Raw genomic sequence first — 20,207 nt, 5'->3', positions numbered from 1 at the left:
TCGGCCTCAGCCCTTCGCGGCGGCCTTGTACGCCTTCGCCGCGTCCGCCTCCAGACGCGCCTGGGTCCCGGCGACGTCCTTCGGGTCCTTCAGGAAGTCCTGGAGCGCCTTCCACTCGCCCTTGCCCGGCGTCCCGCCGAAGGACTGCGGCATCTGGTCCGACATGTCGAAGCGGAAGTCGTCACCGGCGCCGACGAGCGCCTTGGCGATCTCGCGCTGGACGTCGTTCGGGTACGCCGCCGGGTCCAGGTTCTTGTTGGGGGAGAGGAACCCGCCCTCGGCCGCCCAGATCTTCGCCGCGTCCGGGGAGGCGAGGAAGGCGAGCAGCGCCTGCGCGCCCTTGGTGTCCTTCAGGGCCACGGCCGCGTCACCGGCCGTCACCACCGGGGAGGTGCCGCCGTCGCCGACCTTCGGGAAGGGGAAGACCTTCGCGTCCTTCCCGATCTCCGCCTTGGTCTGCGCGATGTTGACGGCGGCGAAGTCGCCCTCGAAGACCATCGCCCCCTTGGGCTGGTCGCCGCCCGTGAAGGTCTGCGTGACCGAGGCCGGGTACTCCGTCTGCAGCGCGCCGGTCGGGCCGCCCGCGATCAGCGCCGGCTTGCCGAAGAGCTCGGCGAGGGTCTTCAGGGCGGCGGCGACGGACGGGTCCGTCCACTTGATCTCGTGCTTCGCCAGCTGGTCGTACTTGGCCGGACCGGCCTGGGAGAGATAGACGTTCTCGAACCAGTCGGTGAGGGTCCAGCCGTCCGCGCCGCCCACCGAGACCGGGGTCACGCCGGAGGCCGAGATCGTCTCGGCGGTGCCCAGGAACTCCTTCCAGGTCTTCGGCTCCGAGGCGCCCGCGTTCTCGAAGACGGCGGTGTTGTACCAGACCAGGGACTTGTTGGCGGCCTTGAAGTAGACCCCGTACTGGGTGCCGTCCACCGCGCCGAGCTCCTGCCAGCCGCGCGAGTAGTTCGCCGCCAGCTGGGCCTTCGCCTCCGGGCCGACCGGCTTGAGCCACTTCTGCGCGGCGGCCTGCTGGATCGCGCCCACCTGCGGGAGCATCGCCACGTCCGGCGGCGCACCGCCGGCGATCTTCGTACCGAGGAAGTTCACGATCGGGTCCTGCGCGGGCACGAAGGTGACGGTCGCGCCGGTGCGCCTCTCGAACTCCTTCAGGACCTTGGTGAAGTTCTCCTGCTCCGGGCCCGTCCAGACGGCGGCGACCTCGATCTTCTCGCCCTTGAGGGAGAGGTCCCGGTCCGGTGCGGGCTCCGGGTCCTTCGAGGAGCCGCCGTCGCCGCAGCCCGCGAGGGCGAGTGCGGCCACCGCCGTCAACGCCGTGAAGGTCACTGCGGCCCTGCGTGGCCGAAGAGTTGTACGCATCGCTGCCCCGTCTCTCCCGTGCGCTTCGCTGTCCCGTGCCGACAGGTCTACGCCGGGCCGAGGAGCCCCGCAATACCGCCTCCCGCCCCAAGAGGGCGATCGTGACGCCCTCGTGACGTGCCGTCAGCCGTGCGTGGCCGGGGTCAGGGGGGCCACCGGCGTCGCCTCGACCGAGCGCGCCGCCCGGTCCAGCGCGCTCGCCAGGAGCGCCAGGTCCGTCGGTCCGTTGCCCAGTTCACGGACCGGGCGACGGGTGGGCGGGTCGCCCATCCGCTCCCACTCCAGCGGGACGACCGTCGGACGGAGCGTCGCCGTCCGGGGGATCCGGCCCGTGACGCGACCCGCCTGGAAGGGGGTCACCCGGCCGTCCGGATGCCCGAGGCGTCCCCGCCCGGCCGCCGGCACGTCCGGGCCCGCCGCCACCGGCGGCGCGTCGAGCACGATCCGCAGCCGGGCCCCGTGGGCCAGCTCCGTGTCGACGGTCCGGTCCGGGCGCGCCGAGGTCGCCACCAGGTGCACCCCGAGCCGCTCGCCGTTCCGCGCGATGGCCTCCAGGACCCGCACGACGGACCCGGCGGCGGGCCGGCCGGGGGCACCGAGCGCGGGGGCGACCAGGGCGTCGAAGTCGTCGACGAGCACGACGAGCCGCGGCAGCTGCCCGGCTCCCGTCGCCCGCCCGGCCCCCGGATCCCCCGAAGCGGGCCGGGGGATCCGCCCCGCGGAGTCCTCGGTGGCGGGATGGGGGATGCGGCCGCTGGTCCGGGCGGCGAGGTCGTCGGAGGCGGGTCGGGGGACCCGGCCGCTGCTCCGGGCGGTGACGTCGTCCGCGCCGGTGCGCGACACGCGTCCGCTCGTGCGGCCCGTCACGTCGTCCGCGCCCGGGTACGGGACGCGGCCGCTCGGGTGCTCGGCGAGGTCGCCGTCGCCCGCGCGGAGGGTGCGGCCGCTCGCCCGGTCGCCGAGGGACCCGCCGTCCCGCCGCGGCAGCCGCCCGGAGGGCGTGTCGGCCAGGAAGGCGTCCCCGCCGGACCGCGCCCGCGCACCGGACCGCTCGTCGAGGGCCCCGTCCCCGGCCCGGGGGAGGCGTCCGCTCGGGCGGTCGCCGAGATCGCCCGCGCCGGGATACGGGGTGCGGCCGCCGGGGCGGCCGGTGACGTCGTCGGCGGAGGGGTACGGAACACGGCCGCCGGCCCGGCCCGCCCCGTCGTCCGCGCCGGTGCGCGACACGCGTCCGCTCGTGCGGCCCGTCACGTCGTCCGCGCCCGGGTACGGGACGCGGCCGCCGGGGCGGCCGGTGAGGTCTTCGCCGGACGGGTACGGCACGCGTCCGCTCGTGCGGCCCGTCACGTCGTCCGCGGCCGTGCGCGGGGGGCGGACGGCCGGGTGGTCCGCGGGAGCGGGCTCGGTCGTGCGGAGGGTGCGGCTGCTGGGGCGGCCGCCGAGGTCGCCCGTGCCCGGGACGCGGCCGCTGCTCCGGGCGGTGACGTCGTCCGCGCCGGGGTACGGGACGCGTCCGCTCGTGCGGCCCGTCACGTCGTCGGCGCCCGTGCGCGGAACGCGGCCGCTGCTCGGGAGCGCGCCGATCGTGCCGTCGCCCGTGCGCAGCGTGCGGCCGCTCGGGCGGTCCGCGAGGTCGCCGGTGTCCGGGACGCGGACGGTCGCGCGGGCGCCCTGGGGCACGGTCTCCGCCGCGCTCGGGGCGCGCTGCCCGATCAGCCGGTCGGCGGCGCGCGCCGCCCCCCGGCGGTCGGCGAAGTGCCCGTCGCCCAGAAGCTCCGCCCGGCGCTTCAGCTCGGCGCCGAGCGCCTGCGCGAACTCCCGCATCCGTACCGGGTCCGAGGCGACCAGGTGCTCGGTGACGTGCGGCAGCTCCGTACAGACCGAGAGGCCCTCGCCGCGCTCGCCGCCCGCGCCGTCCACGAGGAGCAGCCCGAGCCGGTCGGGGCGGCCGCCCGCCGCGAGCGAGGCGGCGATCGAGCGGAGCAGCTCCGTGCGGCCGCTGCCCGCCGGGCCCTCGATCAGCAGGTGCGGGCCCTCCTTGGTGAGGTCCACGGAGAGCGGTCCGCGCGGGCCCGCGCCCAGGACGGCCGTGCCGTCCCCGGCGGAGGCCCAGCGGGCCATCAGGGAGGCGGGGGTGGCCCGGGCGAGCCCGAGCTCGTCGAGGAGCCGGGCCGAGGGGGGCAGCGCGGCGGCCCGGCTGCCCGGTGCCGCGGCCGTCTCGGGGCGCAGCGGGGCGAGGGCCCGGCCGAACCGCTCGGCCCAGGCGACGGAGACCGCGTCGACGACGCCGACGGTGCCGTGGCCCGCGAGCCGCCCGCCGGAGGTCCGGAGCAGCCGCAGGGCCGTCGCCACGTCACCGCTCAGGAGCGCCGCGGCCCCGCACTCGCGGAAGGCGAGGGACGCGGCGCACGCGGCCTCGTACGTGGCGGCCACGGGCGAGTCCGGGGTGGCGGAGGGCGCCTCGGCGAGGCACAGGAGGTGGATGCCGGCCGCCGCGCCCGCGCCCGCGAGGCGCGCGACCGTCTCGCGGAGGGCCGCCGATCCGGGGTCGCCGTCGACGATGACGACCGTCGTGGGCCCGTCGTGGCGGGCGGCGGCCTCGGCGACGGACGCGCGGTCGGCGCTGGGCCAGCCGGGACCCAGCGGGCCGTCGTCGAGCCGGCGGGTCAGCTCGGCCGTGCGCGCGTGGGCCTGGTCGCGGTCGTACGCCAGGAGCAGGCGGCAGTCCTGGCCGTGGGCCGGCCGGACGTGGGGGAGCCAGCCGAGCCAGCCCCAGGCCCGGCGCCGCTCCTCCAGGGAGCGGTTCCGGTCGGCGCTGATGAGGACGATCTCCAGGTCGGAGGGGGAGTGCAGGGCGGCGAGCTGGGCCACGACCGAGCGCGCGAGCCCGGTGAGCCGGTCGCCGGGGCCCGCCAGGCCGAGGGACCCGGCCTCGCGGAGTCCGACGGTGACCGGCACTCCGGAGAGTTCGGCGCGGTCGGTGGTGCCGAGCCGGACCACCAGGGACTCGGGGTGGCCCTGGGCCCGCTCCCAGAGCCGGGGGCCCGGGCCGAGGGCGGTGAGCAGGACGGTGGCCGGGTCGGGCCACGTGTCGGCGCGCGGTACGGGGCCGGGGGCGCCGTCCGGGGCGCCGGGGCCGGGCCGGGTGCCCGCGTGCGTCTCCGGGGAGCCGTGGAGGCCGGCGGGGGCCGGGAGCTCCTCGCGGCCGCCCGCGAGGCGCCGGGCCCATGCGCCGAGTCCGCGCTTGCCGCCGCGCGCGGACGCGGGGGGAGCCGCGGGCGCGTCCCCGCGGCCCCGGGCCCCGTCGTGCGGCTCGTCCCCGTCGTGGGAGGACGGGCCGCCGTGTCCGTCGTGCGGGTCCCCCGCGTGCGCGTGGCCCCCGTCGTAGACCTCGCCGTACGCGATGCCGCGCGCTCCGCCGTGGGTGGTGTCGTCGCCCGGTCCCACCTGCCCGGCGCGGTCCGGCAGGCGCGTCCCGGGCGCGACGCGGAGGTGGCCCTCGCCGTCCGGGGCGGTCGCCACCGCGTCCGTGCCGCCGGGGGCGCCCGTCAGCCGCAGGGCGGACTCGCCGAGGCGCAGCAGCGCGCCCGGGCGGAGCGGCACCGGACGGTCGCCGACGGGCACGCCGTCGAGCGTCGTGCCGTTCGTCGAGCCGCGGTCGGAGACCGTGACGCGGCCGTCCTCGCCGACGGTCACCGTGCAGTGGGCGCGGGAGACGTCGGGGTCGTCGAGGGGCACGTCGGCGTCGACGGAACGGCCGATTCTGATCGCTCCGCCGTGCAGCAGGTGCACTCCGCCCGCGTCGGGTCCGGCCACCACGTGCAGCCGGGCGGAGGCCGTCTCGTCGACCCGGTCGTCGGGGCCGGGGACCTGGAGGGAGAGGACCGCGCCGTCGACCAGCGGGGGCTCGCCGAGGACGCAGCGCCGGCCGTCGAGCCGCTCCGCGCCCGCGTAGAGGACGGTCGTGCCCGAGGCGGAGGTGTCGGGGCCGGTGACGGCGGCGGCGAGGTTCGAGGCCACGGCGGCGAGAGCCGTCCCGGCGGGGGCCGTGACGAGCACGTCGCAGGCGCGCCCGGCGCCGTGGCCGGCGTACGGCGCGAGGACGGTCAGCCGGATCTGCATCGCCGTCAGCGGTCCCTTCTGCGCGAGCCGGCTCGGCAGGGGGGAACCGCCCTGTGTCTCCCCCCACCCGGCACGGACGCGTCGCCCGGTACAGGTCGGCACGGCGCGGGGGCTCCCGACCCCGTCGACGCGACGTGCTGGAGGCATCCTCGCACCTGCCACCGACGACACGCCCGCGGGTCGGTCACAAATGATCTTGAATGTTCGGCGGTGGGCGAGAAATAGCCTGGTTGGGCATGCCTTCGGACCATGCCTGGCAACCGTCGTCCGCCGTGGAGCGTCTTCTTCCGGACAAGTTCCGTCCGCTCCGATCCCCCGGCGAGACCCGGACACGGCAGCGGGACCGGCCTGTGGACGACCGGCCTGTGACCCGTTCGGCGGCACTAAAGTGGGTCGGACACCCGGACGGGTCACAACAGAGGACAGGGACCCGGGGCAACAGAGGACAGGGACCCCGGGGACGCCCCGGGGACCACCCCAGGACCACGATCAGCAGGGAGCGCGTGACGTGCGGCCTATCGGCAGCAAGTACCTGCTCGAGGAGCCGCTCGGCCGCGGCGCCACGGGCACCGTCTGGCGAGCCCGCCAGCGGGAGACGGCGGGCGCCGAGGCGGCCGTGCCCGGCCAGCCCGGCGAGACCGTCGCGATCAAGGTCCTCAAGGAGGAGCTGGCCAACGACGCGGACATCGTGATGCGCTTCCTGCGCGAGCGGTCCGTGCTGCTCCGGCTGACCCATCCGAACATCGTGCGCACCCGCGACCTGGTCGTCGAGGGCGATGTCCTCGCCCTCGTCATGGACCTCGTCGAGGGCCCCGACCTGCACCGGTACATCAGGGAGAGCGGTCCGCTCACCCCGGTCGCCGCAGCCCTCCTCACCGCCCAGATCGCCGACGCGCTCGCCGCCAGCCACGCCGACGGCGTCGTCCACCGCGACCTCAAGCCGGCCAACGTCCTGCTCGCCGAGCAGGGCGGCGAGATGCACCCGATGCTGACCGACTTCGGCATCGCGCGCCTCGCGGACTCCCCGGGCCTGACCCGCACCCACGAGTTCGTCGGCACGCCCGCGTACGTGGCGCCCGAGTCCGCCGAGGGCCGCCCGCAGACCTCCGCCGTCGACATCTACGGCGCCGGCATCCTCCTCTACGAGCTGGTCACCGGCCGGCCCCCGTTCGCGGGCGGCACCGCCCTGGAGGTCCTCCACCGCCACCTCAGCGAGGAGCCGCGCCGCCCCTCGACCGTGCCCGGGCCCCTGTGGACGGTCATAGAGCGCTGCCTCAGCAAGAACCCGGACCAGCGGCCGAGCGCCGTGAACCTCGCCCGGGGCCTGCGCGCGGTCGCCGCGGGCATCGGCGTGCACGCCACGCCCGCCCAGATCGAGGCGGCGGAGGGCGTGGGCGCGCTCCTCGCCCCGGATCCGGCGCCCGCGCCGGTCCCGGGCACCCCGGAGGCCCAGGCCCGCGGCGCCGCCGACCCGACCCAGGTGCTGCCGACCGGCGCCGCCGGTGCCGGGGCGCCCCCGCAGTACGACCCCGCCGCCGCGACCAGCGTCATGCCGACCAGCGGCCCGGCGGGTGCCGCCGATCCGACGGCCGTCATGCCCCCCGTACCGCCGCAGCCGCCCCAGCCCGGTCAGCCGGAGGAACCGCACCCCTGGCAGAGCCAGCTGCGGCAGGTCCGCGACCGCAACGAGCAGACGCAGGTGCAGTACCTCGACCCGAGCGAGGACCCCCTGCGGCGCCGCCCGCAGCGCCGGCCGCAGCAGCCGCCGCAGGACGCCCGCCCCGGGGCGTACGGGCAGCAGCCGCCCCAGCAGTACCAGCAGCAGCGCCCGGCCCCGCAGCGCCCCGCGCCCCAGCAGTACCAGCAGCAGCCGCAGCAGTACGCGCCCCCGCCGCCGCCCCAGCAGTACGCCCCGCAGCAGCAGCAGTACGCGCCGCCGCAGCCGCCGCCCCAGGCCCCCGCGCCCCGGGAGCCGCGCCCGCCGCGCCAGCGGAGCGCGAACCCGGTGCGGATCCCCGGTCTCGGCTGCCTCAAGGGCTGCCTGATCATGATCGTCCTGTTCGTGGTCGCCGGCTGGCTCGTCTGGGAGCTCACCCCGCTCCAGGACTGGGTCGCCCAGGGCAAGGGCTACTGGCAGGCCATCGGCGACGGCATCTCGTCGCTCACCACCTGGGTCTCCGACCTGTTCGACAGCGCGAACACGGGCACCGGGACGGGTGCTACCGGCGGTACGGGGCAGTAACACTGCCGATTTGTCGACTTCCGAGGGGTGATTTCCCCTCGGAAGTCGAGACCGGCGGCCGTGGACGCGTAGCTTTGTCGAGAACCGCAGCCGCTGAGGGAGCAGTCTTGGCACGGAACATCGGCAGCCGCTACACCGCCCACCAGATCCTCGGGCGGGGCAGCGCCGGAACGGTGTGGCTCGGCGAGGGACCCGAAGGGCCCGTCGCCGTCAAACTGCTGCGCGAGGACCTGGCCTCCGACCAGGAACTCGTCAGCCGCTTCGTCCAGGAGCGGACCGCACTGCTCGGCCTCGACCACCCCCGGGTCGTCAAGGTCCGCGACCTCGTCGTCGACGGCAACGACCTCGCCCTCGTCATGGATCTCGTCCGCGGCACCGACCTGCGCACCCGGCTCGACCGGGAGCGACGGCTCGCCCCCGAGGCCGCCGTCGCGATCGTCGCCGACGTCGCCGAGGCCCTCGCCGCCGCGCACGCCGCCGGCGTCGTCCACCGGGACGTCAAGCCGGAGAACATCCTGCTCGACATGGAGGGCCCGCTCGGCCCCGGCGGGGCCCACCCCGCCCTCCTCACCGACTTCGGCGTCGCCAAGCTGATCGACACCCCCGGCCGCACCAAGGCCACCCGGATCATCGGCACCCCCGACTACCTCGCCCCCGAGATCGTCGAGGGCCTCCCGCCGCGCGCCGCCGTCGACATCTACGCCCTCGCGACCGTCCTGTACGAGCTGCTGGCCGGCTTCACCCCGTTCGGCGGCGGCCACCCCGGCGCGGTCCTGCGCCGCCACGTCACCGAGACCGTCGTCCCGCTGCCCGGCATCCCCGAGGAGCTGTGGCAGACGATCGTCCAGTGCCTCGCCAAGGCCCCCGCCTCCCGACTGCGCGCCTCCGAGCTCGCCGCCCGCCTCGGGGACGTCCTGCCGCTGCTCAAGGGCATCCCGCCGCTGGACGTCGACGAGCCGGGCGCGGAACCGGCCCCGGAGCCGTACGAGGAGGACGCGTACGCCACCGCCACCGGAGCGGGCGAGCCGAGCCCCCGCCGCGCCGCCGTCCCGCTCGTCCCCGGCGCCTCCGCCGACTCCAACCGCGACACCCACACCTCCATGCGGGTCCCGGCCCCCGACGAGCTCTCCGGCGGCCCCCTCGGCACCGCCCGCGCCCCGCGCCCCTCCGGCGCCCGCCGCCCCGGCTCGGCCCGCCACAAGGCGGGCGCGGTCCGCAAGAGAAGGATCACCCTCACCGTCGCGGCGGTCGTGGTCGCGGGCGCGCTCGGCGTCGGCGGCTACCTGGCGGCCTCCGGCGACGGGGAGGCCCCGCCGCAGGACTCCAAGCAGTCCTCCCAGCCGTAGGAGGCGTCGGCCGCAGGTTCGGCTCCCGGCCCGGAGCCGTTACGCTGGACGCGTGGCAGTCGTCGATGTATCCGAAGAGCTGAAGTCCCTCTCCTCGACCATGGGGTCGATCGAGGCCGTCCTGGACCTCGAGAAGCTGAGGGCAGACATCGCCGTGCTCGAAGAGCAGGCCGCGGCCCCGTCCCTGTGGGACGACCCGGAGGCGGCGCAGAAGATCACGAGCAAGCTTTCGCACCTCCAGGCCGAGGTCCGCAAGGCCGAGACCCTGCGCGGCCGGATCGACGACCTCGCGGTGCTCTTCGAGCTCGCCGAGGAGATGGACGACCCGGACACCCTCGCCGAGGCCGAGGCGGAGCTGGGCTCCGTCCGCAAGGCCCTCGACGAGATGGAGGTCCGCACCCTCCTCTCCGGCGAGTACGACGAGCGCGAGGCCCTGGTGAACATCCGGGCCGAGGCCGGCGGCGTCGACGCCTCCGACTTCGCCGAGCGGCTCCAGCGCATGTACCTGCGCTGGGCGGAGCGCCACGGCTACTCGACGGAGATCTACGAGACCTCGTACGCGGAAGAGGCGGGCATCAAGTCCACCACCTTCGTGGTCAAGGCGCCGTACGCCTACGGCACGCTCTCCGTCGAGCAGGGCACCCACCGGCTCGTCCGCATCTCGCCCTTCGACAACCAGGGCCGCCGCCAGACCTCCTTCGCCGGCGTCGAGGTCCTGCCGGTCGTCGAGTCCTCGGACCACGTGGAGATCGAGGAGTCGGACCTCCGCGTCGACGTGTACCGCGCCTCGGGCCCCGGCGGCCAGGGCGTCAACACGACCGACTCGGCCGTGCGCATCACGCACCTCCCGACCGGCATCGTCGTCTCCTGCCAGAACGAGCGCTCCCAGATCCAGAACAAGGCGAGCGCCATGAACGTCCTCCAGGCCAAGCTCCTGGAGCGCCAGCGCCAGGAGGAGCGCGCCAAGATGGACGCCCTCAAGGACAGCGGCAGCTCCTGGGGCAACCAGATGCGTTCGTACGTGCTCCACCCGTACCAGATGGTCAAGGACCTCCGTACGGAGTTCGAGGTCGGCAACCCGCAGTCCGTCCTGGACGGCGAGATCGACGGCTTCCTGGAGGCGGGCATCCGCTGGCGCAAGCAGCAGGACAAGTAACCCCTCCGTGGTTCCGGCCGGGCCCCGCACCTCTCGGTGCGGGGCCCGGTGCCGTTCCGGGGCCTCCCGGGGACCCGGTCTCCCGGGGACCCGGCCTTCTCGGATTCGGCCTCCTCGGATTCGCTGACGCAAGCGGCGGCGGGGCCACCGGGACGCTTTGTCGACAAGGGAACTGTCCACGCCGGCCCCGGAGTTCAGGGTTTACGTCACAGTTGCATCGTCGCATGTCGGTCAGCTGGTGATCTTTCGGGCATCGCACGCGCAACGACCTTGACGCTTCATCGGAAACTCGGAAGGGTGGCGTACTGGCATGCGCTTTTCTGGGACGCGTGTGAACGGGGGCCGGTCCAGTGGTGACACGCCCCTGCTGCGCGGGGCCCGAGCGCTGCCCCATGACGAGATGAGCTACTGGGGGTAGCAGCCAGATGACCAACAAGACGCGAGTCCGCCTGGTGCGGGTCGCGGCCAGTGCCGTGATCGTCGCCGGTGCGTCCCTGACGGCGGCCGGTGCCGCGCAGGCCGTCGGCGGCTTCGGAACCGACTCCGGCCAGACCCTGGACGTGAGCATCGGCATCCAGGAAGGCGAGGGAGACGTCAACGGCGTCATCGGCGGCGGCATCGCCGGCGGCGCGGCTGACGGTGGTGCGGCCGATGGTGGTGCTGCTGACGGCGGTGCCGCTGACGGTGGTGCGGCCGATGGTGGTGCTGCTGACGGCGGTGCGGCTGATGGCGGCGCGGCTGACGGTGGTGCGGCCGATGGTGGTGCCGCTGACGGTGGTGCGGCTGATGGCGGCGCGGCTGACGGTGGTGCGGCTGACGGTGGCGCGGCCGATGGCGGTGCGGCCGATGGCGGTGCGGCCGATGGCGGTGCGGCCGATGGTGGTGCTGCTGACGGTGGTGCTGCTGACGGTGGTGCGGCCGATGGTGGTGCTGCTGACGGCGGTGCGGCCGATGGTGGTGCTGCTGACGGTGGTGCGGCCGATGGTGGTGCTGCTGACGGTGGTGCGGCCGATGGTGGTGCTGCTGACGGCGGTGCCGCTGATGGCGGCGCTGCTGACGGCGGTAACGGCAACAACGGCGGCAACGGCAACAACGGCAACAACGGCGGTAACTCGTCGAACGGCTCCGGCTCGAACGGCTCGGGCTCCAACGGTTCCGGCTCGACCGGCACCGACGGCGGTTCCTCCGCCACCGGCGGCTCCGGTTCCACCGGTGACGCCGGCACCTGCACCGTCGACCTCGACGGCGCCGAGTGCGTGGACACCCCGAACAACACCGACCCCAACCAGGGCGGCTCGCAGCCGGTCCAGCAGGGTGAGGCGAAGGAGGAGCTCGCCGAGACCGGTGCGGCCGAGACCTCGTTCCTGATCATCGGTGCCGCGACCATGATCGCCGGCGGCATCGGCTTCCGCATGCTGCCGCGTCTCGTCGGCGGTGGCCGCGCCGCCGTCTGAGGCATGCGCCCGGACGCGTGACGCGCGAGAAGGGCCGGGGAGCGAGGCTCCCCGGCCCTTCTCGCGCATCCGGCTCGGTCTACACCGTCTGGACGGCCGCGAGCAGGGCGATCGCCGCGAGCAGCGCGATCGCCAACGTCAGCAGCATCGCGGGGGACAGCCCCTGAGGGGTCAGACGCTCCCGGTTCGCGCGGCAGACGGGGCAGCGGCCCTCGGCGACCGGGGCCGCGCAGTTGGCGCACACCAGTCGGTCGTAGGTCATGCGCTCTCCTCCTCCCGCACTGGGGTACACACCAGGACAACGTCCGGGGGGATCGGGACGTTCCCCTACCACTGTGCCAGCTCCGCGGCGTTTCGGCGCGCCCCGCCGGATTGCCCGGCTTCCGTCCGGAGGGGCCAAAAAGGATAAACGGTGCAAGCCAGGACCGCGACTGCGCGGGCCATCCCCGGTCGCGTAAGGTCACGCACACCTATACTCCCGGCCGACCGTGGTGCATCCGTGATCCGATTCGACAACGTCTCCAAGTCCTATCCGAAGCAGAGCCGCCCCGCGCTCCGGGACGTCTCCCTGGAGATCGAGAAGGGCGAGTTCGTCTTCCTGGTCGGTTCCTCCGGCTCCGGAAAGTCGACCTTCCTGCGACTGCTCCTGCGTGAGGAGCGTGCCAGCCAGGGCCAGGTGCACGTCCTCGGCAAGGACCTGGCCCGGCTCTCCAACTGGAAGGTGCCGCAGATGCGGCGTCAGCTCGGCACCGTCTTCCAGGACTTCCGCCTGCTGCCCAACAAGACCGTCGCCGAGAACGTGGCCTTCGCCCAGGAGGTCATCGGCAAGCCGCGCGGCGAGATCCGCAAGGCCGTGCCGCAGGTGCTCGACCTGGTCGGTCTCGGCGGCAAGGAGGACCGGATGCCGGGCGAGCTCTCCGGCGGTGAGCAGCAGCGCGTCGCCATCGCCCGGGCCTTCGTCAACCGGCCGATGCTGCTGATCGCCGACGAGCCCACCGGCAACCTCGACCCGCAGACCTCCGTCGGCATCATGAAGCTGCTCGACCGGATCAACAGGACAGGGACCACCGTCGTCATGGCGACCCACGACCAGAACATCGTCGACCAGATGCGCAAGCGCGTCATCGAGCTCGAAAAGGGCCGGCTCGTCCGTGACCAGGCGCGCGGCGTCTACGGATACCAGCACTGACGGCGGGGGAATCAGAACACCATGCGCGCTCAGTTCGTGCTCTCCGAGATCGGCGTCGGTCTCCGGCGCAATCTCACGATGACCTTCGCCGTCATCGTCTCCGTGGCCCTCTCGCTCGCCCTCTTCGGCGGCGCGCTGCTCATGCGCGAGCAGGTCAGCACGATGAAGGACTACTGGTACGACAAGGTCAACGTCTCCATCTTCCTCTGCAACAAGGCGGACGCGGCCACGGCGGCCAAGTGCGCCAAGGGCGCGGTCACCGGCCAGCAGAAGGAGCAGATCGAGGCCGACCTCAAGAAGATGGACATCGTCGAGTCCGTCCAGCACGAGTCGGCCGACCAGGCGTTCAAGCACTACAAGGAGCAGTACGGCGACACCGCCATCGCCTCCGTGGTGACGCCGGACCAGATGCAGGAGTCGTTCCGGGTCAAGCTCAAGGACCCGGAGAAGTACAAGGTCGTCGCCACGGCCTTCGCCGGCCGGGACGGCGTCGAGTCGGTCCAGGACCAGCGGAACATCCTGCAGAACCTCTTCGACCTGATGAACGGCATGAACATCGCCGCCCTCGGCGTCATGGGCCTGATGCTGATCATCGCGCTGATGCTGATCGTCAACACGGTCCGCGTCTCGGCCTTCAGCCGCCGCCGTGAGACCGGCATCATGCGGCTCGTCGGCGCGTCCAGCTTCTACATCCAGATGCCGTTCATCATGGAGGCCGCCTTCGCCGGACTCCTCGGCGGTGCCGTCGCCTGTGTGCTGCTGCTCGTCGGCCGGTACTTCCTGATCGACCACGGCATCGCGCTCGCCGAGAAGATGCAGCTGGTCAACTTCATCGGCTGGGACGCCGTCCTCGCCAAGCTGCCGCTGGTGATCGCCATCGGCCTCCTCATGCCCGCCGTGGCCGCCTTCATCGCGCTGCGCAAGTACCTGAAGGTGTGAGAAGGCACCTCTGACGGCGAAGGGCGCCGTACGGCCAAAGGCCGTGCGGCGCCATCGTCTTGTCCTAGAGTGGGCGACATGCCGGTCGACACCGACGATCTCTGTATCCGGCCCCGCGGAGTGCTCCGTGGGGCCGTTCTGACGTTGGTGTTCGCCGGGGTCCTCGCCACCGCCGCCGCCACCGGGGCGCTGCCCCGGCAGGAGTCCGCGGTGAAGGCGGCGGATGCGTCCGGTGGGGGCGAGGGGGTGGCCGCGGGCGGTACGACCGTCGACCGGGCCGCTCTCGCGCGGGCCGCCGCCGCGGCCATGGCCGACGGGAAGTCGGGGAAGAAGGCCGCCGAGGAGTTCGTCAGCCGCAGCGGGGACCGCTGGGGCGCGGTGTACGACAAGAGGGAGTACGCCGAGTTCGAGCAGGCCCTCGACGGCGCCTACACCGGGGTCGGTCTCTCCGCGGGCCGTGCCGGCGAGGACGGGGTCCGGGTGACGCGGGTGCAGCCCGGGGGGCCCGCCGAGCGGGCCGGGCTGCGGGCCGGTGACCGGCTCGTCTCCGTCGACGGGCGGCCGGTCGACGGGCTCTCCGTCTCCGAGGCCGTCTCCCTGCTGCGCGGTGACGGGGTTCCCGGCTCCGCCGTCGTCCTGCGCGTCGAGCGCGGTCGCGCGGCCTGGACGCAGACCCTGCGCCGGGCCCGGCTCGCGACCGACCCGGTCACCGTCCGCCGCCTCGACGACGGGGCCGTGATGATCAGGGTCGCCGCCTTCACCAAGGGCGCGGGCGCGCGCGTGCGTGACGCGGTGCGGGCCGCCCCGGCCGGCGCCGGAGTCCTCCTGGACCTGCGGGGCAACTCGGGCGGCCTGGTCGCGGAGGCCGCCGTCGCCGCCTCTGCCTTCCTCGACGGCGGGCTCGTCGCCACGTACGACGTGGAGGGCGAGCAGCGGGCCGTGTACGCGGAGGACGGCGGCGACACCGGCAGACCCCTGGTGGCGCTGATCGACGGGGGCACGATGAGCGCGGCCGAGCTGCTCACCGGGGCCCTGCAGGACCGGGGCCGGGCGGTGACCGTCGGCTCGCGGACCTTCGGCAAGGGGTCGGTCCAGATGCCGAGCGCGCTGCCCGACGGCTCCGTCGCCGAGCTGACCGTCGGCCACTACCGCACCCCCGCCGGGCACGCCGTCGACGGCCGGGGCATCACCCCGGACCTGGCGGCGGAGGAGGGGGCCGAGGCGCGGGCGAGAACGGTATTGAGTGGCCTCGGAGGGGGCTCGTAGTGCGAAAATGACCGCACTATGGCAAAGGGACTCGTGAACGTGCAGGGCAAGCCTGCCAAGAAGAACCAGGACAAGGCGCCGGAGCGCAAGCTCATCGCGCAGAACAAGAAGGCGCGGCACGACTACCACATCATCGACACCTACGAGTGCGGTGTGGTGCTCATGGGCACCGAGGTGAAGTCGCTGCGCATGGGGCGGGCCTCGCTGGTCGACGGCTTCGTCCAGATCGACGGCCACGAGGCGTGGCTGCACAACATCCACGTGCCCGAGTACATGCAGGGCAGCTGGACCAACCACCACGCGAAGCGGAAGCGGAAGCTGCTGCTGCACCGGGCCGAGATCGACAAGCTGGAGTCGAAGTCGCAGGAGACGGGTCACACGATCGTGCCCCTCTCGCTGTACTTCCTGAACGGTCGGGTGAAGTGCGAGATCGCGCTGGCCAAGGGCAAGAAGGAGTACGACAAGCGCCAGACCCTGCGGGAGAAGCAGGACACGCGCGAGACGAACCGGGCGATCGCGGCGGCGCGGCGGAGGCAGCGGGCGGCCCAGAGCGCGTAGCGCCCCGCGCCGTCAATGCGCTGGCAACCGGGCCCGTCGGTCACGTACCATGGGTCGTGCACCCCACCGAGGGTGTGTCTTTTGAAAAAACAACATGGGGATGATCGGTTTCGACAGCGGATGTCGAAGCAGTGGGAAGCGTGTCGAGGAAGCGGCAATGATCTCGTAAACCATATGTCGCAACCAATAATCGCCAACACCAAGAGCGATAACTCCCGCTTCGCCCTCGCTGCCTAATTTTAGGTAACGACAAGAAGCCTCTGTGAGGAGCGTCAGCCCGGGGGTGGTCCCGACCCGGATCCTGGCGTCATTCAGGGATCTAAACCTCCAGCCCCGGTCACGGGGGTTGGAGGGAAATCAAACAGTGACTGAGCCCGTTCCGGACTTGTCTGGGTGATCCGGAGGGCTGAGAAACTCGTACCAGACTGCACACGGAGAAGCCCTGATTCTGCACCGTTGGACGCGGGTTCGATTCCCGCCATCTCCACCCATGCGATGCCGCTCGCACGAGCGGGACCGCAAGGTCATCCCATCGACAGACGGCGCCTTCCACACGGAGGGCGCCGTTTGTCGTACTCACGGTGATCCGCCGACCGGCCCTCCGCGTCCCCGCCGCCCTGCCCGCCGGAGCCGCCGCGCCCCCACAGGTCCACGGCGCCTGGCACCGCGAGGACGACTACCGCACGGGGGCCGCCGTTCGCCCGATGACGCCGTTGCGGCAGAGCTAAGCCCTTTCCTGTGTCCGGCGGCCCGCACCGGTCGCCGTGCACAGGGCCAGGGCCGTCGCCGCCGCCGTCACCGGGATCAGGAAGCCGAAGGACGCGAAGGGCGCGTGGTCGGCGGCCCAGCCGCCCGTGGCCGAGCCGGTCGCGATGCCCGCGAGGAGCGCGGTCACGGCGAGGGTCATGCCCTCGTTGAGCTGCGCCGCCGGCGTGAGCCGCTGGATCAGGGCCATGCCCGTCAGCATCGTCGGAGCCGTCGCCATGCCGGCCACCAGGAGGCCGGCGGCCAGCGCGAGCAGGGATCCGGTCGAGGCGGCGAGCAGCGGCATCGCCATCACGACGGTCATCGCGGCCAGGCAGGTGCGCAGCCGGGCGGTGCGGCGGGCGCGGCCGTAGAGGAGTCCGGCCGCGCAGGATCCCGCGGCCTGGAGGGCGAGGACCGGCCCCGCGACGGGACCGTCCACGTACGCCAGGGCGACCACCTCCATGGAGCCGAAGACCGCTCCCGTGGCGAGGAAGACCGCGAGCAGCGGGGCCGTCCCGGGGGCGCGCAGCGGAGAGCCGGCGGCGGTGCGGGGGGCGACCGGGGGTTCGGTGGAGCGCTGGGCGGCGAAGACCAGGGTCCCGCCGAGGAAGAGGACGGCGGCGGTGAGCGTGCCGGCCTCCGGGAAGAGCGCCGAGCAGAGGACGGCGGCGAGCACCGGGCCGACCATGTAGCAGAGCTCGTCGACGGCCTGCTCGAAGGCGTTGGCGGTGTGCAGCGCGTCCGGGGCGTCGCGGAAGAGGTGCGCCCAGCGGGCCCGGGACATGCCGCCCGTGTTCGGGACGGTGGCGGTGACGGCGGTCGTGAGGAAGAGGGCCCAGACGGGGGTCCTCTCGTGGACGCAGAGCAGCAGGACCAGATGGCCGAGGGCCGCGTAGGCGGCCGCCGGGACCGCGATCCTGGCCTGGCCGTACCGGTCGACGAGCCGGGCGATCAGGGGAGCGGTGACGGAGCCGACCGCGAGGTGGGTGGCGGTGACCGCGCCGGCCAGGGCGTAGGAGCCGTACGCCGCCGCGATCATGATCACGGCGCTGACGCCGAACATGCCCACGGGCAGCCGGGCGATCAGGTTCCCGGCGGTGAAGGCGCGGGTGCCGGGGTGGGAGAAGAGGCGGAGGTAGGGATTGGCGGGGAGGGGGCGGGTCGCCCGGTCGCGGTAGCGGGGGGCGAGGGCCGGGCCCGCCGGGGTGAGGGTGAGGTCCGGTTGCGGCATGGATCAAGGCTCTGTCGGCATGGCCCTGCCGGTCCAACACCTTCTCGGTGGCGATTGACGCACCTGTGATGTTAACTGCGGCGGTGGTGACCTCCTCGTACGACATAGACCCCCGTCTCCTGCGCGCCTTCACCGCCGTCGCCGAAGAACTGCACTTCACCCGCGCCGCCGCCCGCCTCTACCTCGCCCAGCAGGCGCTCAGCCGCGACATCCGGCGCCTGGAGCGGGAGTTGGGCGCCGAACTCTTCGTGCGGACCACCCGGCAGGTCGCCCTCACCGCCGACGGCGAGCGCCTCCTCCCTTACGCCCGACGGGTGTTGGCCGCCCACGACGAGCTCGTCGACGCCTTCCGCGCCGCGCCCAGGCCGCTCCTCGTCGACCTCAACAGCCCGGACCTCGTCCATGAGCGCGTCCTCCTCCGGGCCCGTGAACTCGCCCCCGAACAGGAGCTGATGGCCCGCTACGAGAGCGGACTCACCGGCGCCGCCCAGTCCATCCTCGCGGGCCGGATCGACACTTCCTTCGGCCGGTACGGAGGGCTCGACGCCCGGCTCCGGGCGCGGCTCGACTCCCAGCTCGTCCGGTACGAGCCGATGGCCGTGATCCTCCCCGAGGACCACCCGCTCGCCGGCCTGCCCGAGGTGCCGCTCGACCGGCTCGCCGGGGAGCGGATCTACGCCGGGGCCGGGAACGACCGCACGCCCGAGTGGACCGACCTCGCCGCCCGCCTCTTCGCCGGCCGGGGCATCGAGATCGCCCCGCCCGCGCCGCTCGCCATCGGCCACGAGGAGTTCCGGCGGCTCATGGCCAAGCTCCGCAGCCCCATCCTCGCCGTCGTCGACTTCCCGCCCATGCCGGACCGTGTGATCCGGCCGCTCGTCGACCCCGTCCCCCTCTCGCCCGTGAGCCTCGTGTGGCGCAAGGGGCTCCGCCACCCCGGCCTCGACGCGCTCCGGCTGGCGGCGGCGGAACTGGGAGCCCGGGAGGGGTGGCTGGAGCGCCCGCCCGGCGCCTGGCTGCCGGAGGCAGAGCCGGGGCTGCCCGCGTAAGACCGGGATCAGAGGGGCAGAGAGGCGGAGGGGGTACAGGGTCGCGGGGCCGCGGGGGCGCTCACAGGGCCCGCGCGCTCCGGGTGAGAGCAAGGTTCCGTCACCGACACCTCACGGCACCGGCCTGAAACGCGCCCTTCCTAACGTCGTTCACATCAGGGATCCGACTCCGTGGAGGTACGAGATGGGTGGCCGCTGGATCGAACGCTGGGAACCGGAGGACGAGGCCTTCTGGCGAGAGAAGGGAGAGCGGATCGCCCGGCGGAACCTGCTCTTCTCCGTCCTCTCCGAGCACATCGGCTTCTCGGTCTGGAGCCTCTGGTCGGTCATGGTCCTCTTCATGGGACCCCAGTACGGGGTCGACCCGGCCGGCAAGTTCTTCCTCATCGGCACCGCCACCTTCGTCGGCGCGCTCGTCCGCATCCCGTACACCTTCGCCGTCGCCCGCTTCGGCGGCCGCAACTGGACGGTCGTCAGCGCCCTCCTGCTCCTGCTGCCGACCGGCCTCGCCTTCGCGGTGATGCACCCCGGCACCCCGTACTCCACCCTCGTCCTCGTGGCGGCGCTCACCGGCGTCGGCGGCGGCAACTTCGCCTCCTCGATGACCAACATCAACGCCTTCTTCCCGCTGCGGAAGAAGGGCTGGGCCCTCGGCCTCAACGCGGGCGGCGGCAACATCGGCGTCCCCGTCGTCCAGCTCGTCGGCCTCCTCGTCATCGGCACCGCCGGGGCGATGCACCCGAGGATCGTGCTCGGCGTCTACCTGCCCCTGATCGTCGTCGCCGCCGTCTGCGCCGCGCTCTTCATGGACAACCTCGCCCCCGTGAAGAACGACACCGGGGCCGCGAAGGAGGCCGTGAAGGCCCGCCACACCTGGATCATGGCCTTCCTCTACGTCGGCACCTTCGGCTCCTTCATCGGCTACAGCTTCGCCTTCGGCCTCGTCCTCCAGACCCAGTTCGGCCGCACCCCGCTCCAGGCCGCCTCGCTCACCTTCATCGGCCCGCTGCTCGGCTCGCTCATCCGGCCCGTCGGCGGCTCCCTCGCCGACCGGCACGGCGGCGCCCGCATCACCCTGTGGACCTTCGCCGCGATGGCCGCCGCGACCTCGGTCGTGATCTACGCCTCCGTCATCGAGTCCCTCGCCGTCTTCCTCGTCGGCTTCATCGGACTCTTCGTCCTCAGCGGCCTCGGCAACGGCTCCACGTACAAGATGATCCCGGCGATCTTCCTCGCCCAGGGCCACCGCAAGGGCCTCGCCGGCGAGGCCGCCGAAGCCTACGGACGGCGGCTCTCCGGGGCCGCCATGGGCCTCATCGGCGCCGTCGGCGCGCTCGGCGGACTCGGCATCAACCTCGCCTTCCGCCAGTCCTTCCAGACCGCCGGCACCGGCACCGCCGCGTTCGTCGCCTTCCTCGCCTTCTACGCGGCCTGCATGGCCGTCACCTGGGCGGTATACCTTCGTACCCCGGTCACCGTCCCCGCGACCGCCGAGGCGGTCACGGATCAGGAGCCCCGGCCCGGCTACGCCCGGGTGTGA

Annotated in this window: 15 protein-coding genes and 1 other RNA gene; 12 read left to right on the top strand and 4 right to left on the bottom strand. The window is 73.6% G+C overall.

Annotation, left to right across the window (positions count from 1 at the left end):
* Positions 1–6 precede the first annotated feature (6 nt).
* Both ACFYUZ_RS30025 and ACFYUZ_RS30020 read right to left on the bottom strand, forming a co-directional pair.
* Complete coding sequence (locus ACFYUZ_RS30025; RefSeq protein WP_389314458.1) at positions 7–1,368, bottom strand: ABC transporter substrate-binding protein; 1,362 nt, start codon at positions 1,366–1,368, stop codon at positions 7–9.
* Positions 1,369–1,491: 123 nt separating this feature from the next.
* Positions 1,492–5,490: an FHA domain-containing protein gene (locus ACFYUZ_RS30020; RefSeq protein ID WP_389314456.1), complete on the bottom strand. Its 3,999-nt coding sequence runs from the start codon at positions 5,488–5,490 to the stop codon at positions 1,492–1,494.
* Between the two features lie 508 nt (positions 5,491–5,998).
* Here ACFYUZ_RS30020 and ACFYUZ_RS30015 point away from each other — a divergent pair.
* The 4 genes from ACFYUZ_RS30015 (at position 5,999) to ACFYUZ_RS30000 (ending at position 11,688) form a co-directional block, all read left to right on the top strand.
* Positions 5,999–7,732, top strand: a complete 1,734-nt coding sequence (locus ACFYUZ_RS30015; protein WP_389314454.1) for a serine/threonine-protein kinase — start codon at positions 5,999–6,001, stop codon at positions 7,730–7,732.
* A 107-nt stretch (positions 7,733–7,839) separates the two neighbouring features.
* Positions 7,840–9,078 (top strand): protein kinase, encoded by a 1,239-nt coding sequence (locus ACFYUZ_RS30010; RefSeq protein ID WP_389314452.1) that lies wholly within the window; start codon positions 7,840–7,842, stop codon positions 9,076–9,078.
* A 52-nt stretch (positions 9,079–9,130) separates the two neighbouring features.
* A complete protein-coding gene (gene prfB / locus ACFYUZ_RS30005; protein ID WP_225801576.1) occupies positions 9,131–10,234 on the top strand; it encodes a peptide chain release factor 2 in 1,104 nt (367 codons plus the stop codon).
* Between the two features lie 425 nt (positions 10,235–10,659).
* On the top strand, positions 10,660–11,688 hold the full coding sequence (locus tag ACFYUZ_RS30000; protein ID WP_389314450.1) for a hypothetical protein: 1,029 nt from the start codon (positions 10,660–10,662) through the stop codon (positions 11,686–11,688).
* A gap of 79 nt (positions 11,689–11,767) precedes the next feature.
* Here the strand turns inward: ACFYUZ_RS30000 and ACFYUZ_RS29995 are convergent, their stop codons facing one another.
* A complete protein-coding gene (locus ACFYUZ_RS29995) occupies positions 11,768–11,950 on the bottom strand; it encodes a hypothetical protein (protein WP_030692057.1) in 183 nt (60 codons plus the stop codon).
* Positions 11,951–12,187: 237 nt separating this feature from the next.
* Here ACFYUZ_RS29995 and ftsE point away from each other — a divergent pair, with 237 nt between their 5' ends.
* The 6 genes from ftsE to ACFYUZ_RS29965 all read left to right on the top strand — a co-directional run bounded on the left by ftsE (position 12,188) and on the right by ACFYUZ_RS29965 (position 16,368).
* Positions 12,188–12,877 (top strand): cell division ATP-binding protein FtsE, encoded by a 690-nt coding sequence (ftsE, locus tag ACFYUZ_RS29990; protein ID WP_030692056.1) that lies wholly within the window; start codon positions 12,188–12,190, stop codon positions 12,875–12,877.
* 21 nt (positions 12,878–12,898) lie between these two features.
* Entirely contained in the window at positions 12,899–13,816 is a 918-nt protein-coding gene (ftsX, locus tag ACFYUZ_RS29985; protein ID WP_123452836.1) for a permease-like cell division protein FtsX, read from the top strand.
* 78 nt (positions 13,817–13,894) lie between these two features.
* Complete coding sequence (locus tag ACFYUZ_RS29980) at positions 13,895–15,082, top strand: S41 family peptidase (protein ID WP_389314448.1); 1,188 nt, start codon at positions 13,895–13,897, stop codon at positions 15,080–15,082.
* 18 nt (positions 15,083–15,100) lie between these two features.
* Positions 15,101–15,640 (top strand): SsrA-binding protein SmpB, encoded by a 540-nt coding sequence (smpB, locus tag ACFYUZ_RS29975; protein ID WP_389314446.1) that lies wholly within the window; start codon positions 15,101–15,103, stop codon positions 15,638–15,640.
* Between the two features lie 96 nt (positions 15,641–15,736).
* Positions 15,737–16,130: a transfer-messenger RNA gene (gene ssrA, locus ACFYUZ_RS29970) on the top strand.
* A gap of 91 nt (positions 16,131–16,221) precedes the next feature.
* Complete coding sequence (locus tag ACFYUZ_RS29965) at positions 16,222–16,368, top strand: hypothetical protein (protein WP_389314444.1); 147 nt, start codon at positions 16,222–16,224, stop codon at positions 16,366–16,368.
* On the opposite strand, the gene ACFYUZ_RS29960 is transcribed toward ACFYUZ_RS29965, so the two are convergent.
* The gene (locus tag ACFYUZ_RS29960) at positions 16,365–17,618 is read right to left on the bottom strand and encodes an MFS transporter (RefSeq protein ID WP_389314442.1); all 1,254 of its coding nucleotides are present in this window, start codon (positions 17,616–17,618) and stop codon (positions 16,365–16,367) included. The genes ACFYUZ_RS29965 and ACFYUZ_RS29960 overlap by 4 nt on opposite strands.
* A gap of 68 nt (positions 17,619–17,686) precedes the next feature.
* On the opposite strand from ACFYUZ_RS29960, the gene ACFYUZ_RS29955 reads away from it, so the two are divergent.
* Together ACFYUZ_RS29955 and ACFYUZ_RS29950 are read left to right on the top strand one after the other, a co-directional pair.
* Complete coding sequence (locus tag ACFYUZ_RS29955) at positions 17,687–18,667, top strand: LysR family transcriptional regulator (protein ID WP_389314440.1); 981 nt, start codon at positions 17,687–17,689, stop codon at positions 18,665–18,667.
* Positions 18,668–18,851: 184 nt separating this feature from the next.
* Positions 18,852–20,207, top strand: a complete 1,356-nt coding sequence (locus tag ACFYUZ_RS29950) for a nitrate/nitrite transporter (protein ID WP_389314438.1) — start codon at positions 18,852–18,854, stop codon at positions 20,205–20,207.

Source organism: Streptomyces sp. NPDC004266 (assembly GCF_042874095.1).
Taxonomy (GTDB): Bacteria; Actinomycetota; Actinomycetes; order Streptomycetales; family Streptomycetaceae; genus Streptomyces.
This window is presented reverse-complemented; position numbering and strand designations above follow the sequence as displayed.

Excerpts from the sequence above, each read along its gene's own strand:
- ACFYUZ_RS30020 (WP_389314456.1), bottom strand. The coding sequence starts at position 5,490 with ATGCAGATCCGGCTGACCGTCCTCGCGCCGTACGCCGGCCACGGCGCC.
- ACFYUZ_RS29950 (WP_389314438.1), top strand. The coding sequence starts at position 18,852 with ATGGGTGGCCGCTGGATCGAACGCTGGGAACCGGAGGACGAGGCCTTC.
- ACFYUZ_RS29995 (WP_030692057.1), bottom strand. The coding sequence starts at position 11,950 with ATGACCTACGACCGACTGGTGTGCGCCAACTGCGCGGCCCCGGTCGCC.
- ACFYUZ_RS29955 (WP_389314440.1), top strand. The coding sequence starts at position 17,687 with ATGTTAACTGCGGCGGTGGTGACCTCCTCGTACGACATAGACCCCCGT.
- ACFYUZ_RS30025 (WP_389314458.1), bottom strand. The coding sequence starts at position 1,368 with ATGCGTACAACTCTTCGGCCACGCAGGGCCGCAGTGACCTTCACGGCG.
- ACFYUZ_RS29980 (WP_389314448.1), top strand. The coding sequence starts at position 13,895 with ATGCCGGTCGACACCGACGATCTCTGTATCCGGCCCCGCGGAGTGCTC.
- smpB (WP_389314446.1), top strand. The coding sequence starts at position 15,101 with ATGGCAAAGGGACTCGTGAACGTGCAGGGCAAGCCTGCCAAGAAGAAC.
- ACFYUZ_RS29960 (WP_389314442.1), bottom strand. The coding sequence starts at position 17,618 with ATGCCGCAACCGGACCTCACCCTCACCCCGGCGGGCCCGGCCCTCGCC.
- ftsX (WP_123452836.1), top strand. The coding sequence starts at position 12,899 with ATGCGCGCTCAGTTCGTGCTCTCCGAGATCGGCGTCGGTCTCCGGCGC.
- ACFYUZ_RS30000 (WP_389314450.1), top strand. The coding sequence starts at position 10,660 with ATGACCAACAAGACGCGAGTCCGCCTGGTGCGGGTCGCGGCCAGTGCC.